The organism is Alphaproteobacteria bacterium, assembly GCA_024244705.1.
Taxonomy (GTDB): domain Bacteria; phylum Pseudomonadota; class Alphaproteobacteria; order JAAEOK01; family JAAEOK01; genus JAAEOK01.
Window position 1 is genome coordinate 113,371 of record JAAEOK010000033.1, and the last position, 14,412, is coordinate 127,782.

Genomic DNA, 14,412 nt, shown 5'->3' on the forward strand with positions numbered 1-14,412 from the left:
CCCGGCAGCGCGCCAAGGAGGTGACGATGGTGGATACTGCATTCACGCCCGACGGGGCCGCCGCGCGGCAGTTCGACAGCGAACGACGGGTCGGGTTGCGGACCTTGGTCCTGATCCGCTGGGTCGCCGTGATCGGTCAGGCGGTGACGCTGCTTACCGTCCATTACGGCTTCGATTTCCGCATCCCCATCGTGCCGGCGCTCGCCGCGGTGGCGGCCTCGGCGCTGTTCAACCTGGCGCTGACCTTCCGGCGTCCGCTCAAATCCCGGATCAGTCCCGTCGAAGCGGCGACCCAGCTCGGCTACGACATCCTCCAGCTCGGTGTCCTGCTGTTTCTGACCGGGGGGCTGAAGAACCCCTTCGCGCTGTTGGTTCTGGTCCCGGTCACGGTCTCCGCGACGGTGCTGTCGCGCGGCCATACCATCGTCCTCGGCATCCTCGCCGCAGTTGTCATAACCGCCCTGGCAATCGCCCACCTTCCCTTTCCGGCGATCGGCGAGCCGGTGCTGCTGCCCGATTTCTACATGCTCGGCCTGTGGGAGGCGATGATCCTGGGCACCGTCTTCATCGCCGGCTACGTGGCCAGCGTCAGCGAGGAAGCGCGCCGCCTGTCGACCGGGTTCGTCGCCGCCCAACTGGCGCTGGCGCGGGAGCAGCAACTGGCGGCGGTCGGTGGACTGGCGGCGGCGGCGGCGCACGAGCTGGGCAGCCCACTGAGCACGATCGCCGTGACCTCACGGGAAATGGCGCGCGACCTGCCGCCCGGCAGCGAACTGCAGGCCGATGCCGAACTCCTGGTCGAACAGAGCGAACGGTGCCGGCGTATTCTGGCTCAGTTGGGACGGCCGCTCGAACCCGATGCCCTGTCGCCGATGGCGCAAATGCCGATCGGCGTCCTGGTCGAAAGCGCCGCCGAGCCCTATCGCGATGAGAGGGTCGAGCTGCGTTTCGAAGTCGGCGCCCAAGCGGGCGGCGGCCGCAGCGGCGAGCCGACGGTGCCGCGGCGGCCGGAAATCGTCCAGGGGCTCGGCACCCTGATCCAGAACGCGGTCGAGTTCGCGGCACACACGGTGGCGATCGAGACCTGGTGGACCGACGGCGAAATCGTTGTCGAAATAGCCGATGACGGCCCCGGCTTTCCGCGCGCCATCCTCGAACGGTTCGGCGAACCGTACATTTCCAATCGGGCCGGAGAAGACGGCCATATGGGGCTCGGTATCTTCATCGCCGTCACCCTGCTCGGCCGCACCGGCGGCATCGTCCTGTGCGGCAACCGCCCGGGCGGCGGCGCCACCGTGGAAGTACGCTGGTCGCGCCGGGTATTAGAGGAGATAATGGCGCTCGGAATGGAAAGAGACGCCGATCGATGAACGACGACGCCGACCGTACTTTGCTGATCGTCGACGACGACCGCGCTTTGCGCGAACGCCTCGGCCGGGCGATGGAGAAACGCGGCTTCGCGGTGACCCTGGCGGCCAACGCCGCCGAGGGAATCGCCGCCGCCGACGGCCAGCCGCCGGCCTACGCGGTGGTTGACCTCAATCTCGGCGATGCCAGCGGTTTGGAGGTCGTCAAGGCGCTGCGCGATGCCCGGTCCGACAGCCGGATCATCATGTTGACCGGTTACGGCAACATCGCGACCGCGGTGGCGGCGGTCAAGGCGGGCGCGGTCGACTACCTGCCCAAGCCGGCCGACGCCGATGCGGTCGAGGCCGCCCTGCTGACCGAATCGGATGCCCTGCCGCCGCCGCCGGCGAACCCGATGTCGGCCGACCGCGTGCGTTGGGAACATATCCAACGCGTATTCGAACAGTGCGACCGCAACGTCTCGGAAACGGCGCGGCGGCTCAACATGCACCGCCGCACCCTGCAGCGCATCCTCAACAAATACGCGCCGCGGCGGTGATGGGGGCCGACTCGTGGCGGTCTGAATCGAGCCAATTCGGCTCTAAACGGTAGCGCGGAACATGGACGAAAATTCAGGACCGGCGACCGGCGGATGCCACTGCGGAGCGGTGCGCTACGAAGCCACGGGGGCACCACTATACGTTCCCTATTGCCACTGCGGGACATGCCGCGGGACGACCGGCGCGCCCGTTGTCTTGTTCGTCATGTATCGGCAGGAGCAAGTGCGCTTCACCCGGGGCGAGCGTAAGGTCTATCGCTCGTCGCCGGAAGTGCAGCGCACCTTCTGCGCCGAATGCGGCACGCCTCTGTCCTACGAAGGCGATTGGGGCGGCAATGCGATCATCGAGTTCTACGTCGGTACGCTCGATGATCCCGAGACCTTCACGCCCGACCGGCACACATTCTATGGCGAGCGCCTTGGCTGGTTCGACGTGGCGGATGGATTGCCCCGGTACAACGGATCGAGCGCCGGCTCCCGCCCCGACAGCCACGGTCCCGCTATTGAGTCCGAGCCACCGTCGAACCGCTGAATTTGAACCCGGCGCTCGCGGCAACGCGCACTGTCTTCGGTTCCTTTTTGGGCGACCGCGGATACGAATAGACCCACCACCCCGTCTCGTTGATCGCATAGATCGGACGGTAGGAGTGAATGCGGCGGGTATCGGTGACCCGCGCGATCTGGTTGTCGAGTGCCCAGACTCGCGTGCCGTCGAAGACGACCAAGATGGCGTGCTGACGATGGGTTTCGAGGTCGTTGACCACGAGGATTCGCAAGTCGCGCGTGGCGACGCCGGCGGCGCGCAATGTCAAGTACTTCGCGATCGCGTAGTCCTCGCAGTCGCCGCCGCGGGCCAAGAGCTGGCGCGGTGATGCCCAGTAGTCGCTACGGCCGTAATTGTTGGCGTCGGAAACATAGCGCGCGCGGTTGAAATAGGAATTGACGACGCCGAGCTGGGCCTTGCGGTCGAGGTCACGGAGCGAGGCGACAAAGACCGACCACGCATCGTCGGCGCAATTCACTTGCTCGCCCGTAGCGCAGGGCGTGCCGCGATGGGTGGCCGACGCGAAACGCCGCAGGGCCGACGCCCATTTGGTGTGCCGATGGAAGCCCGGTACAAAGAGCTCTTGGCTACCGAAGAACGATGAATCGGCGGATGCCTCGGAGATCGGCGCCAGGGCCGCGAACAGGCCGAACGAGACGGCCGGAAGGACCCCACAGAACAGATATTTACGACGCCGCATCCGCCTCTTAGGCTTTTTTGATCGACTCTAAGCTCGATTTCGATGCTAGGAGATTATGGTTAACAAATGGTTAACGGCGAGAATCGCCGTGGAATCGCCGCCGTTTTCTCAGCAAAGATTCGGTCACTTCGGCGCCCGCCACGTCTCAGTTGGCGTGGAGCCACAAGCCGGCTTCGTTGACCGAATAGACCGGGCGGTAGGAGTGAATGCGGCGGGTATCGGTCACCCGCGCGATCTGGTTGTCGAGCGCCCAGGCGCGCTCATCGTCATAGACGACCAGGATCGCGTGCTGGACGTGGTTCTCAAGATCGTCGAGCACCAGGATCCGCATTTCCCGGGCGCTCATTCCCGCCGCGCGCAGCGCCAGGTATTTCGCGATCGCGTAGTCCTCGCAATCACCGCCGCGCGCCAGCAGCTGGCGCGGCGTCGCCCAATAGTCGCCAACGCCGTAATTCCGCCGGTCGCTGACATAAGGCGCGGTGTTGAAGTACGCGTTGACCTCGGCCAGCTGGTCGGCCCGATCCAGGCCGCGAAGCGATTCGACGAAGCGGTCCCATTTCACGTCCGAGCACTTGCCGTCGCGCGTCGGCAAGCAGTTGCCGATGTTGCCGCCTCCCGGCGCGACCCGTTCGAGGATGCCGGTCCATTTCGCGTGGCCGGAGATCTTGGTGGTGGCGATCTCGTGGCTGCCGAACAATTGCGGGGCGGCTTTGGCGTCCGCGGCACTGAGCGCCACGGCAAGGAGGAACGCCGCCATAGTTAATACAATCTTAACGATAGAGTGTTTTTCGTACGGCATCGCCTTTTCCTCGGCCTCCAAAGCCGGGAAAAGGTTGCGCCTGAACCAATTAAATTGAGGTATATAAGTAGCTTACCGGAGGTAAAGCTTTGCTCGCTTTTGGCGAAAATGCAATACAACTTATACGATAGATTCGGCGGCACCGATGCCGCCGTTTCCCGCCGCGACACGGCGTCCGGCACCCCAACCGGGTTCTTTTAGAATGGTTTAATTAGATCGGACAGCGCATTAGAATGTCTCGCAAATGACACCAATCCCCGCATCAGTGCCCGACGGCACCTGTGTCTACGCGGTCGGCGATATCCACGGCCGGCACGACCTGCTGATCGCCTTGCAGGAGATGATCGTGGCCGACGCCGGGAGGCGAAACCCCGAGCGCCGGGTCGTCGTCTATCTTGGCGACTATGTCGATCGCGGCCCCGAGTCTCGTGCCGTCGTCGAGGCGTTGGCGACCACCGCCCTGCCCGGGTTCGAGGTCGTGCACCTGATCGGCAACCATGAATCCTTCCTGCTGCGTTTTCTCCAGGACGCCGAGGTCGGACCGATCTGGTTCTACAATGGCGGCGCGTGCACGCTCGAAAGCTACGGCGTCGAGGCCGGCGCGCTCGATCGCGCGGCGCTCGCGGCAGCCCAGGACGATTTCCAGGAAGTCCTGCCGGCCCGCCATGAGCAATTCCTGCGCGGCCTCGCGCTCAGCCATGTCGAGGGCGATTACGCTTTTGTCCATGCCGGCGTTCGGCCCGGAATCCCGCTCGCCGAGCAACGGGCCGAAGACCTGATGTGGATCCGCGACGAGTTCCTCGACGCCAATGACAATCATGGCCACGTCATCGTCCACGGCCACTCCATAGCGTGGGAACCGGAGGTCCGCGTCAATCGTATCGGCATCGATACCGGGGCCTTCGCGTCGGGGGTGCTGACGGCGCTGGTTCTCGACGGCGCGGAGCGGGGGTTCCTGCAGACCAAAGGCCACTGAACGCCGTGGTGTTGATTGACGAGACGCCGGCCCCATGTTCCCTTACGGGCTCTCTGCCATGGCGTGACGGACGCAATGGATCTCGACGAATTCTTTGACCGTGAAATGGAGGAGCATGGGCAGGTGCTGGCCGCGACGCGGGCGGCGCTCAAGCAGCCGTTCGCGGCGCTCGTCGCGTGCTGCGCCCGATCGCTGCGCGACGGCGGCAAGATTCTGCTCTTCGGCAATGGCGGCAGCGCCGCCGATTGCCAGCACCTGGCCACCGAGCTGACCGTCAGGTACAGCCGCGACCGCGCGCCGATCGCCGCCCTCGCCCTGACCACCGACAGCTCGGCGCTGACCGCCGGCGGCAACGACCTCGGCTTCGACCAGATCTTCGCGCGCCAGGTCCGGGCACTGGGGCGGGCCGGTGACGTGGCGATCGGGATCTCGACGTCCGGCCGCAGCGCCAACGTGATCAGCGGGCTGCAGGCGGCGCGCGACATGGGCCTCATGGCGGCGGCGCTCGGCGGCGGCGACGGCGGCGACCTGCCGGGCCTGGCCGAACCGTTGCTCCTCGTGCCGAGCCGTGTTACCGCCCGCATCCAGGAAATGCACATCACCTTGGGGCAGATGCTGTGCGGCGCCCTGGAACAGGAGCTCGACCTGGTATGACCAAGCGCTCGCGGCTCGCAACGCAGCTCGAATCGATCAGGGATTCCCGCGTCCTCTGCGTCGGCGACGCCATGCTCGACCGCTACGTCTACGGCGGTGTCGAGCGCATTTCGCCGGAGGCGCCGATCCCGGTCCTTCACGTCGGGCGCGAGACGGTGATGCTCGGCGGCGCCGGCAATGTCGCGCGCAATATCGTCGGCTTGGGCGCCAAGGTAGATTTCGTGACGGTGGTCGGCGAGGACGTGGCCGGCCGCCGCATCGCCAAGCTGCTGTCGGCCGAATCCCATATTTCCGGCCGCGTCATCTCCGACGCCAAGCGCCAAACCCCGGTCAAGACGCGGTTCATCGCCGGCGGCCAGCAATTGCTGCGCGCTGACGAGGAATCGGTGACGCCGCTGCGCAACGAGGTGGCGGAGCAACTGTGCGCCCGGGCCGAACGTCTGCTGTCCAAATCGGGGGCCCTGGTCCTCTCCGACTACGCCAAGGGCGTGCTGCGCCCGGCCGTGGTGGCGCGCCTGATCGCCACCGCCAACAAGGCCGGTCGGCCGGTGGTGATCGACCCCAAGGGCATCGATTACGGCCGCTATACCCGGGCCGACGTGGTCACCCCCAACCGACGCGAGCTCGGCCTGGCGACCAACATGGACGTCTCGGGCGATGCGGCGATCGAGGCGGCGGCCCGCGAGCTGATGAAGAAGAGCGCGGTCGGCGCCGTCCTGGTGACCCGTGGCGTCGAAGGCATGTCGCTGATCGATCAGGGCGGACCCCACCATTTCCCGGCCCAGGCACGGGAGGTGTTCGATGTGTCCGGCGCCGGCGACACCGTGATCGCGGCCATCGGCGCGGCGATGGCGGCCGGCATCCCCCTGCCCGACGCGGCGCGGCTGGCCAATCTGGCGGCCAGCATCGTGGTCGGCAAACTGGGCACCGCGGTGAGCTACGCCGACGAATTGCGCCACGTGCTGCAGCGCCAGGACCTGGCCGCGACCGAGGCCAAGATCGTTGCCGTCGACCAAGCCGCCGACCAAGCCACGGCGTGGCGCGAGGATGGCCACCGCATCGGCTTCACCAACGGCTGCTTCGACCTGCTGCACCCCGGACATATCGCGCTGCTGGCCCAGGCGCGCGGTGCCTGCGACCGGTTGATCGTCGGCCTCAACACCGACGCCTCGGCGCGTCGGCTGAAGGGCGCCGGTCGGCCGATTCAGGGCGAGATGGCGCGCGGCGCCGTGCTCGCCTCGCTGGCCAATGTCGATCAGGTGGTGCTGTTCGAGGAAGACACGCCGATGGCGCTGATCGAGGCGATCAAGCCCGACATCTTGATCAAGGGCGCCGATTACACCCGCGACCAGGTCGTCGGCGGCGACTTCGTCGAATCCTACGGCGGCCGCGTCGTGCTGGCGAAACTGGTGCCCGGCCACAGCACGACCAACACGGTCGCCAAGCTGGTCTCATGAGCGGGGGACAGGATAAGGAGCAATACCCACGATGAACGGCAAGATAGTCCTCAGCATCGGGCTCGCCGTGTTGGCGGCGGCCTGTACCGGTCCCAAGGCTAATCTGCCGACCTATGGGCAGCCGGCCAATGTCGCGGCTACCTCGGCCGCCACCGACGGCATCCCCAATTCGGTGCAACGCGACGGCCAGTTCCGCCAGCGCGACGTCGAAGCCATCGTCGCCCGCCTGTCGGGGGCGATCCTGCAGCCCGACATGTGCCGTGTCGTCGATTGCCCGCGCAGCGGCGGCTATGCGGTCGTCATCGTCGACGAGGATACGGTCAACGCGGCGACCGACGGCGAAATCATCTATGTCGCCACCGGCCTGCTCGATTTCGTCGACAACGACGGCGAACTGGCCGCCGTGCTGTCCCATGAGATCGCCCACGGCCTGCTCGATCACCGCTCGTCCAAGCAGCAGGACGCCATGCTCGGCGCCATGCTCGGCACCGTGGTCGGCGCCGCGGTCGGCGTCGATGCCAGCAATCTGGGCGCCAATCTGGGCGCGCTCACCTACAGCAAGGAATACGAGCGCGAGGCCGACTATGTCGGCATGTACATCATGGCGCGCGCCGGCTACGGCCTGCGCGACGCCTATACGATGTGGCAGCGGATGGCCGGGATCTCGACTTCCCAGGGCAGCTTCCTCGATTCGCATCCCGCCTTCACCGAGCGGCTGGCGCTGGTCCGCGCCACCAACGACGAGATCGCGCGCAAGATGCAGACCGGCCAAACCCTGGTGCCGGCGATCAACTGATCCCGACGCGGTCCGTCGCCTACGGCCGCGGGTCTTCGACGCCGCGCAGGCGAGCCGCGGCGACCAAGGCAAAATTGAGAATCAGGTGGCGGCGGCGGGTGCCGTTGAGCTTCTGCTCGGCGGCCGGGCGGACGATCTCGGCGTGATAGGCGTCGGCGATGATCAATCCCTGGTCGGCGGGCAGGATGACATCGGGAAAACCCGGCGGCACGGCGAAGTAGAAGGCGTCGCAATAGGGCAAGTATTCCGGCCACTTGCCGTCGGCGCGGAAATCGGCCTCCGACGACTTGATCTCGACGACGATGACATGGCCGTCGCGGTTGAGCGCGAACACGTCGGCGCGGCGGCGATTGCGCAAGGTGAATTCGGCCACCGACTGGTAACCCGCATCGGCGAGAAACCGGGACACGCCGCGGACCAAGTCGGCGGCGATCGACGTCCCCGGAAGGGTGTCGCCGCCCGCCGGTTCAGCCATCGCCGTCGCGGCGGGCAATCTCTATCGGTCGTGGTCTTCGAGGCGGCATCGCATCCTGCTGAAACGACCGCCGATCTTGGCGTGCCGGCGGCCGCTTGGCAACCGAAGACGGATCAGCAAACCCCCGTCGCTGGCCGGCGGCGGGCCTTCAGCTGGCGCGCGCCGCGGTCGAGGCGAGAGGCGGCGAAGGTGGCCATCCGGGCCAAGCCGGAAAGCAGCACGGCGGTATGGTCGGCGACCGGACGCGGCGCCGGTACGATGCGCAGGCCGGCTTCGGTTTCGATTCCGCCGGCGCGGGCAATGCTGGTCGCGAAAATGTTCATCATTTTTGAGCCCTCCTAAATTTCTCAAAGCTCCAAATCTGTATTAACCAATTAAATAAGCTTATCAATTTAGGATGACAAACGACGATTTCTCCTCATATAGTTGAGAATATCTCATAAATAGAAAGCGCGTTCAAAGAGGAGCCCCGAGATGAGCCGTCACCTGCCGCCCCTGAACGCCCTGCGCGCCTTCGAAGCCGCCGCCCGCCACCTCAGCTTCACCCGCGCGGCGGCCGAGCTCAACGTCACCCCGGGCGCGATCAGTCATCAGGTCAAGGGACTGGAGGAGATCGTCGGCCAACCCCTGTTTCGGCGCCGGGCGCGGGCGCTGTTGCTGACCGAGGCCGGGCAGCGCGCGCTGCCGGCGCTGCGCGACGGCTTCGATTTGCTGGCCGACGGCGCCGCCGCCATGGAGCGGCAAGACGATTCGGGGATCCTCACCATCACCACCTCGCCCTCGACGGCGGCACGATGGCTGGTGCCCCGGCTGGACGGGTTCTATGCCCGTCATACCGACATCGATATCCGCCTCCACGCCACCCTCGACATGGTCGATTTCGCCCGCGACGGCATCGATGCCGCCGTCCGCTACGGCCGCGGCCACTATCCGGGCACTTACACCGTCCTGCTCAGCAAGGACGTCATCACGCCGGTGTGTAGCCCAACCCTCCTTGAGGGCGACCATCCGCTGCGCCGCCCCGAAGACTTGCGCCACCACCATCTGATCCATGTCGACATCGCCGAATTCCAGGGCATTTATCCGACCTGGGACATGTGGCTGAAGGCGGCCGGGGTCGCCGGGATCGATACCCGCCGCGGCTCGCGCTTCATGATCGCCGAGCTGGCCATGCGCGCCGCCGTCGAAGGCCAGGGCGTGGCGCTCGGCGAGAGGCTCTTGATCGCCGACGACATCGCCAGCGGCAGGCTGGTCGCGCCGTTCGATCCGGCGCTCAATCTTCGTCCCGACTTCGGCTATTACTTCGTCTGTCCGGAAGGCCGCGAGACCGACCCGCGGATCGCCGCCTTCCACGCCTGGCTGGTCGAGGAGATGGCCAAGCCCGGCGGGAAACCACAGCCGCAACAGGCAGCCCCGAATCGTCATCCCGAGCGCGACGCGGCACCTGAGTGACGCGGCGCAGACGCGGGATCCCGGTTTTGCGGCGCACCGATTTACGCTGCACCGCGCCCGGGATGACGATGGACCGTCTGCCGTCAGACGCGTTTGAAGTGCTTGCTGAGCGCCAGGCCCTGCCCCTGATAGCTGGAGCCGGTCTGGCCATATAATTCCTGTGGCGGGTCGGTCAGCCGTTCGTAAACCAGCCGGCCGACGGTCTGGCCGTCCTCGAGGATGAACGGCACCTTGTGGGAGCGCACCTCGAGCACCGCGCGGGAGCCGGCACTGCCGTCCTCCGAATAGCCGAAGCCGGGATCGAAGAAGCCGGCGTAGTGCACGCGAAACTCGCCGACCTGGGTGTCATAGGCGACCATCTCGGCGGCATAGTCCGGCGGCACCTTGACCGTTTCCTTGGACACCAGAATGTAGAAATCGTTGGGATCGAGAATCAGCTGGCGCCGCTCGTTGGCGTAGATCGGATCCCAATAATCGAGCGGCTCGTAAGCGGCGATGCGGTCGACGTCGATCAGCCCGGTGTGGCGCTTGGCGCGGTAGCCGACGAGGCCGCTATCCGGGTCGCCGGCGAGGTCGACCGTGAAGTCGAGGGCGCCCTTGCGGATATTCTTCTTGTCCGCCGCGTCGCCGACCAAATTGACCCGCTCGTGGAGCGCGCGCAGCCGGGCATCGTTCGGCGGCGGCGAGCCGCGGCGCAACCGCATCTGGTTGAGCCGGGCGCCCTGGCGGACGACGATGCCGAAGGTGAGCGGCGAGATTTCGGCATAGAGCGGGCCCCGATAGCCGGCCGCGACACGGTCGAATTCGCCCGCCCGGTCGGCGATCAGGCGGGTGAAGACGTCGATCCGGCCGGTCGAGCTCTTCGGATTGGCGACGCCGGACAAGGCGTGGCCGAGATTCAAATGTTCGAGCAACGGGACGACATAGACGCAGCCGGTCTCGAGGACGGCGCCTTGGCGGAGGTCGATTTCGTGGAGGCTGAACTGGGCGACGCATTGCTCGACCGTGCGCTCGGGGCCGGGCAGGAAACTGGAGCGCACGCGGTAAGCGACGGCGCCGAGCCGAAGATCGAGGCTGGCCGGCTGGATCTGGTCGTCGGCGATATCGGGAACGGCGAGGATTTCCCGCGCCCGGATCAATTCGCGCAGCACATGGGACGGCATGATGCCGGTGGTGTGGCGCGGCTCGCTGTTGTCGGCCTCGGTCATTTCCGGGAAAAGATGTGTCGCGGTGCTCATTGCTGATCGCAGGGTCGCGGCCGTGGCCTGTAACGCCTCGCCGTCGGGGATTTTCCGGCCAGAATTCAACGCCGACCCTAAATAAAACGCGGTTCCCTGTAAAGTAATAGTCAAATGTACGAACGCTTCGCGAAAAGAGCGAATAATACCCGGACGATCCACATATTTATCCACAGTTTCGTCGCCGAAACGATACCGAGGTTCATCGCTCTGGGCCCACTCCGGCGCGCCAAGTCGGTCATCCGGGCAGGTGCGCCGTGGAACACGATCGCCGACCGGCCGTCGGCTGCGCCCGGCCGCCGACGGTGCGCTTCGATAGGCATGGACCAGAAATCGATTGTCGCAACGAGAAGCGGGCGATGCGGGCTTATCGGCAGGGGGGTAGCCGCCGTCGCCCGCATCGCCCGGCCCAGCCGGTTGGCGGACGACGTCACCGGGCGGCGACATCGCCCCGGTCGGCACGGGAGCCCGTTTGGAGAGATAGGCCTTGGCCATGAGGGAGCATGGCCGGCGTCCGTGCCGGACGACCGGGGATCGGCCGGGAAGGTATTCGGCGCGGTTGGCGGGCTTGGCTATGAATCGGCGCCCGCCGGCGCCCGCCGAGGCGGCGCATATAGAAGACGACAAACCCGGCGAGTGCGTTGAACCGGTCCATGGGTGCGCTCCTCGACTATCGGATCCGTGGGCTTGCCGAAGCGGTCAATTGGCGCGCGCCGATGAAATGCGGGCCGACTTGATGCGGGCATTCTTTATGCGCGCCGATTGGATCCGCTGATGGCTCTGGCGGTAGTGCTTGTAGCGCCGGTTGTCCTGGCGCCAATCCTGCCGGAAGTCGCGCCGGTCGACCCGCCGGTCCTGCCGGAAATCCCGGGTATCCTGGCGCCGGTCGACCCGAAAGTCTTGGCGGTCGTCACGGGTCAGTTGGCGAAATTCGTCGCGGGTGATGTCGCCGTCACGGAGCGCCTGCCGGTTGTCGCGCACATCCGTTCTGAAGTCCCGGACATCGGACCGTCGTTCGACGCGGAATTCGGTCACGTCCTCCCGCCGCTCCTGGCGAAAATCCCGAAGGTCGTCGCGCTTTTCGCGGAAGAAGCGGCGGTGCGCGGCGTCGGCGTTCATCGCCGGGATCCATTGCGGGGCGTTGGGATCCGTGGTGTCGCCGGTGTCTTGGGCCATCGCCGCCCACGGCGCCATCAGGGCGGCGGCCACCAAGATCGTGATCGTCTGCAATCGGTTCATGATCTCCTCCATCTAAACGTGGGAATAATTCCCACTTGATTTGAGGGAAGATAAGTGGGATATTTTCCCACGTCAAGAAAAAATGTGGGATTGATTCCCACTTAGGCTAGTCTGATGCCTTCGAAGCCCCGGAAACTGCCATGGACCAACCGACCCCGCCCGCCGCCCTGATCGCCGCCATCCAGCGGCTGATGCGGCCGTTGGTACGGGTGCTGCTGGCTCACGGCATCACCTATCCGAATTTCTGCGCCCTCTTGAAGCGGACCTATGTCGACGTCGCCGAGGCCGACCCGAATTTGGAAAGCGGCGGCAAACCGCCGACGACGAGCCGCATCAGCGTCGTCACCGGCGTGCATCGAAAGGATGTCAAACGCCTGCGCGCGGAGCAGGCCCCGGCGCTGGAGCCGTCGGCGATGACGAGCGTCAGCACGCTGGTCATCGGCCGCTGGGTCGGCACCGCGGAATATCTCGACGAGCGGGGACAGCCCCGCGTCCTACCGCGGCGCGGCGACGGTCCCTCGTTCGACGGCCTGGTCGAGTCGGTGAGCAAGGATGTCCGCCCGCGCACACTACTCGACGAATGGCAGCGCCTCGGCCTCGTCACCGTCGACGCGGCCGACAACGTGACCCTCGACACCGAGGCCTTCGTGCCGCGCGAGGGCTTCGACGAACTGGCTTATTTCTTCGGCCGCAACCTCCACGACCACATGGCGAGCGCCGCCTCCAACCTGCTCGGCGAGCGTTCGCCGCTGTTCGAGCGCGCCGTTTTCTATGGCGGCCTGACCGCGGAGTCGGTCGCCGCCATCGAGGAACGGGCCGAGGCCGCCGGAACCGAGGCGTTGCGCACGATCAACCGCGAAACCTTGGCCCGCCGCGACGACGACAGGGGGAAACCCGACGCCACCCGGCGCCTGCGCTTCGGCGTCTATTTCTACGAGGCCGAGGACAGCGACGCGGGCGACCCGCCGCCGCCCGGCAAGGACAACGGGCGCTAGAAACATGCCCGATCGCCGCTTCATTCGTTCGCTTGCCGTGGCCGCCCTGTTCGGCTTGGCGTCCCCGATCGCCGGCTGCGCATGGCTCGATAGCCGCCTCGGAGGCACGCCGGAAACGGCCCAGTCGGGCGGCGAGGGTGGCATCGGCGGCACCGGCATCGGCGACGATAGCGGCGGCATCGGCGGCACCGGTATCGTCGGCACCATCACCGCCTTCGGCAGCATCGTCGTCAACGGGCTTCACGTCGATTATGCGCCCGACCTCCCGGTGCACTCGGTATACGGCCCCCAGACCCCGGAGGCCTTCGCCGTCGGCCAGGTCGTCGCCATCGAGGCGGTGGCGCGGGACGGGGCATTGACGGCGCGGACCGTCGAACTCCAATACCCGGTCACTGGCCCGGTCGAGCGGATCGACCGCGCGGCCGGCGAGATGGTCGTCCTCGGCCAACGGGTGCGGCTCTCCGACGAGACCTTTGCCGCGACCGGCGGCCGTGGCGCGGCGCCGGTACTCGACGGCTTGGCGGAAGGCACCTATGTCGATGTCAGCGGCCTGCGCGACGGCGACGTGATCGCGGCCAGTCGGGTCGCACCGCGTTACCGGGGCGGGATTTCAAGCATCCTCGGGCCGGTGACGGCGAGCGGCCCGGGTGGTGTCGCGATCGGCGGGCAGCGGGTCGATTTCACCAACGGCGGCGCGCCCGATGTCCGCGTCGGCGAGGTCGTCCAGGTGGCCGGCGACGGCGCCGGCCATACCCTGCGTGTCGACAGCTTGCGGCGAATGCCGATGGTTCCCTTCGACGGCCGGATGAAGCGGCTATCGATCGAAGGATACGTGGCGCCGGGCACGGTCGGGCCGGGGCTCAGGCTCGGCGGCGTCGCGGTCGATCCCGCCACGCCGGCGGGCCGCAATCTGCGGCGCGGTGAACGGGTCATCCTGTCGGGCGATGTCGAGGCCGGCGGGCGCATCGTCCCGCAACGGATCGAGCGGGTTCGCCACCGCCTACCGGCGCGGACGACGGCACCCGGCGCCGGTGGCGACCGGCCGACGCCCGGCACGCCCCGAACGCGCACCCGGCAACCCGGCGGTGCGCCTGCGGTGGAGCGCAATCGCCCAGCCAGCACGCCGGTATCGCGGAAGAAGAGAACCGCCGGCGGCGACGGCCGCGATCGATAGCATCCCC

The 14,412-nt window shown here is 66.7% G+C and carries 16 protein-coding genes; 10 read left to right on the forward strand and 6 right to left on the reverse strand.

Features of this window, described 5'->3' with window-relative positions; translation table 11 throughout:
- The first annotated feature begins 26 nt into the window (after positions 1-26).
- The 3 genes from GY791_03915 (at position 27) to GY791_03925 (ending at position 2,438) form a co-directional block, all read left to right on the forward strand.
- Positions 27-1,370: an ActS/PrrB/RegB family redox-sensitive histidine kinase gene (locus GY791_03915; GenBank protein ID MCP4327567.1), complete on the forward strand. Its 1,344-nt coding sequence runs from the start codon at positions 27-29 to the stop codon at positions 1,368-1,370.
- Positions 1,367-1,906 (forward strand): ActR/PrrA/RegA family redox response regulator transcription factor, encoded by a 540-nt coding sequence (locus GY791_03920; GenBank protein ID MCP4327568.1) that lies wholly within the window; start codon positions 1,367-1,369, stop codon positions 1,904-1,906. Before GY791_03915 ends, GY791_03920 begins: the two co-directional genes overlap by 4 nt.
- Positions 1,907-1,967: 61 nt before the next feature.
- Positions 1,968-2,438 (forward strand): GFA family protein, encoded by a 471-nt coding sequence (locus GY791_03925; GenBank protein MCP4327569.1) that lies wholly within the window; start codon positions 1,968-1,970, stop codon positions 2,436-2,438.
- Here the strand turns inward: GY791_03925 and GY791_03930 are convergent.
- Together GY791_03930 and GY791_03935 are read right to left on the reverse strand one after the other, a co-directional pair.
- Entirely contained in the window at positions 2,407-3,150 is a 744-nt protein-coding gene (locus GY791_03930) for a hypothetical protein (GenBank protein ID MCP4327570.1), read from the reverse strand. The two genes, GY791_03925 and GY791_03930, sit on opposite strands and share 32 nt — an antisense overlap.
- A 145-nt stretch (positions 3,151-3,295) precedes the next feature.
- Positions 3,296-3,907 (reverse strand): hypothetical protein, encoded by a 612-nt coding sequence (locus GY791_03935; protein ID MCP4327571.1) that lies wholly within the window; start codon positions 3,905-3,907, stop codon positions 3,296-3,298.
- A gap of 286 nt (positions 3,908-4,193) precedes the next feature.
- Between GY791_03935 and GY791_03940 the strand changes: the two genes are divergently transcribed.
- The 4 genes from GY791_03940 to GY791_03955 all read left to right on the forward strand — a co-directional run bounded on the left by GY791_03940 (position 4,194) and on the right by GY791_03955 (position 7,832).
- Complete coding sequence (locus tag GY791_03940) at positions 4,194-4,925, forward strand: serine/threonine protein phosphatase (GenBank protein MCP4327572.1); 732 nt, start codon at positions 4,194-4,196, stop codon at positions 4,923-4,925.
- 75 nt (positions 4,926-5,000) lie between these two features.
- Complete coding sequence (locus GY791_03945; protein MCP4327573.1) at positions 5,001-5,579, forward strand: SIS domain-containing protein; 579 nt, start codon at positions 5,001-5,003, stop codon at positions 5,577-5,579.
- Positions 5,576-7,036, forward strand: coding sequence for a D-glycero-beta-D-manno-heptose-7-phosphate kinase (gene rfaE1 / locus GY791_03950; protein MCP4327574.1), 1,461 nt, complete (start codon positions 5,576-5,578; stop codon positions 7,034-7,036). The genes GY791_03945 and rfaE1 overlap by 4 nt, the downstream gene beginning before the upstream one ends.
- Positions 7,037-7,067: 31 nt before the next feature.
- Positions 7,068-7,832, forward strand: coding sequence for a M48 family metalloprotease (locus GY791_03955; protein MCP4327575.1), 765 nt, complete (start codon positions 7,068-7,070; stop codon positions 7,830-7,832).
- 19 nt (positions 7,833-7,851) lie between these two features.
- Here the strand turns inward: GY791_03955 and GY791_03960 are convergent, their stop codons facing one another.
- Positions 7,852-8,307, reverse strand: coding sequence for an MmcB family DNA repair protein (locus GY791_03960; protein ID MCP4327576.1), 456 nt, complete (start codon positions 8,305-8,307; stop codon positions 7,852-7,854).
- Between the two features lie 113 nt (positions 8,308-8,420).
- Complete coding sequence (locus GY791_03965) at positions 8,421-8,633, reverse strand: hypothetical protein (protein ID MCP4327577.1); 213 nt, start codon at positions 8,631-8,633, stop codon at positions 8,421-8,423.
- A gap of 148 nt (positions 8,634-8,781) precedes the next feature.
- Here GY791_03965 and GY791_03970 point away from each other — a divergent pair, with 148 nt between their 5' ends.
- Positions 8,782-9,759, forward strand: coding sequence for a transcriptional regulator GcvA (locus tag GY791_03970; protein ID MCP4327578.1), 978 nt, complete (start codon positions 8,782-8,784; stop codon positions 9,757-9,759).
- 83 nt (positions 9,760-9,842) lie between these two features.
- On the opposite strand, the gene GY791_03975 is transcribed toward GY791_03970, so the two are convergent.
- Both GY791_03975 and GY791_03980 read right to left on the reverse strand, forming a co-directional pair.
- Positions 9,843-10,967, reverse strand: coding sequence for a 2'-deoxycytidine 5'-triphosphate deaminase (locus GY791_03975; protein MCP4327579.1), 1,125 nt, complete (start codon positions 10,965-10,967; stop codon positions 9,843-9,845).
- Positions 10,968-11,696: 729 nt separating this feature from the next.
- Positions 11,697-12,236, reverse strand: coding sequence for a hypothetical protein (locus tag GY791_03980; GenBank protein MCP4327580.1), 540 nt, complete (start codon positions 12,234-12,236; stop codon positions 11,697-11,699).
- A gap of 140 nt (positions 12,237-12,376) precedes the next feature.
- On the opposite strand from GY791_03980, the gene GY791_03985 reads away from it, so the two are divergent.
- The gene (locus tag GY791_03985) at positions 12,377-13,231 is read left to right on the forward strand and encodes a hypothetical protein (protein MCP4327581.1); all 855 of its coding nucleotides are present in this window, start codon (positions 12,377-12,379) and stop codon (positions 13,229-13,231) included.
- A 4-nt stretch (positions 13,232-13,235) separates the two neighbouring features.
- On the forward strand, positions 13,236-14,405 hold the full coding sequence (locus tag GY791_03990; protein ID MCP4327582.1) for a hypothetical protein: 1,170 nt from the start codon (positions 13,236-13,238) through the stop codon (positions 14,403-14,405).
- The last annotated feature ends 7 nt before the right edge of the window (positions 14,406-14,412 follow it).

What these genes read in the sequence shown, in the direction of transcription:
- GY791_03915 (MCP4327567.1), top strand. Translation starts at nt 27, where the DNA reads ATGGTGGATACTGCATTCACGCCCGACGGGGCCGCCGCGCGGCAGTTC.
- GY791_03920 (MCP4327568.1), top strand. Translation starts at nt 1,367, where the DNA reads ATGAACGACGACGCCGACCGTACTTTGCTGATCGTCGACGACGACCGC.
- GY791_03925 (MCP4327569.1), top strand. Translation starts at nt 1,968, where the DNA reads ATGGACGAAAATTCAGGACCGGCGACCGGCGGATGCCACTGCGGAGCG.
- GY791_03930 (MCP4327570.1), bottom strand. Translation starts at nt 3,150, where the DNA reads ATGCGGCGTCGTAAATATCTGTTCTGTGGGGTCCTTCCGGCCGTCTCG.
- GY791_03935 (MCP4327571.1), bottom strand. Translation starts at nt 3,907, where the DNA reads ATGGCGGCGTTCCTCCTTGCCGTGGCGCTCAGTGCCGCGGACGCCAAA.
- GY791_03940 (MCP4327572.1), top strand. Translation starts at nt 4,194, where the DNA reads ATGACACCAATCCCCGCATCAGTGCCCGACGGCACCTGTGTCTACGCG.
- GY791_03945 (MCP4327573.1), top strand. Translation starts at nt 5,001, where the DNA reads ATGGATCTCGACGAATTCTTTGACCGTGAAATGGAGGAGCATGGGCAG.
- rfaE1 (MCP4327574.1), top strand. Translation starts at nt 5,576, where the DNA reads ATGACCAAGCGCTCGCGGCTCGCAACGCAGCTCGAATCGATCAGGGAT.
- GY791_03955 (MCP4327575.1), top strand. Translation starts at nt 7,068, where the DNA reads ATGAACGGCAAGATAGTCCTCAGCATCGGGCTCGCCGTGTTGGCGGCG.
- GY791_03960 (MCP4327576.1), bottom strand. Translation starts at nt 8,307, where the DNA reads ATGGCTGAACCGGCGGGCGGCGACACCCTTCCGGGGACGTCGATCGCC.
- GY791_03965 (MCP4327577.1), bottom strand. Translation starts at nt 8,633, where the DNA reads ATGATGAACATTTTCGCGACCAGCATTGCCCGCGCCGGCGGAATCGAA.
- GY791_03970 (MCP4327578.1), top strand. Translation starts at nt 8,782, where the DNA reads ATGAGCCGTCACCTGCCGCCCCTGAACGCCCTGCGCGCCTTCGAAGCC.
- GY791_03975 (MCP4327579.1), bottom strand. Translation starts at nt 10,967, where the DNA reads ATGACCGAGGCCGACAACAGCGAGCCGCGCCACACCACCGGCATCATG.
- GY791_03980 (MCP4327580.1), bottom strand. Translation starts at nt 12,236, where the DNA reads ATGAACCGATTGCAGACGATCACGATCTTGGTGGCCGCCGCCCTGATG.
- GY791_03985 (MCP4327581.1), top strand. Translation starts at nt 12,377, where the DNA reads ATGGACCAACCGACCCCGCCCGCCGCCCTGATCGCCGCCATCCAGCGG.
- GY791_03990 (MCP4327582.1), top strand. Translation starts at nt 13,236, where the DNA reads ATGCCCGATCGCCGCTTCATTCGTTCGCTTGCCGTGGCCGCCCTGTTC.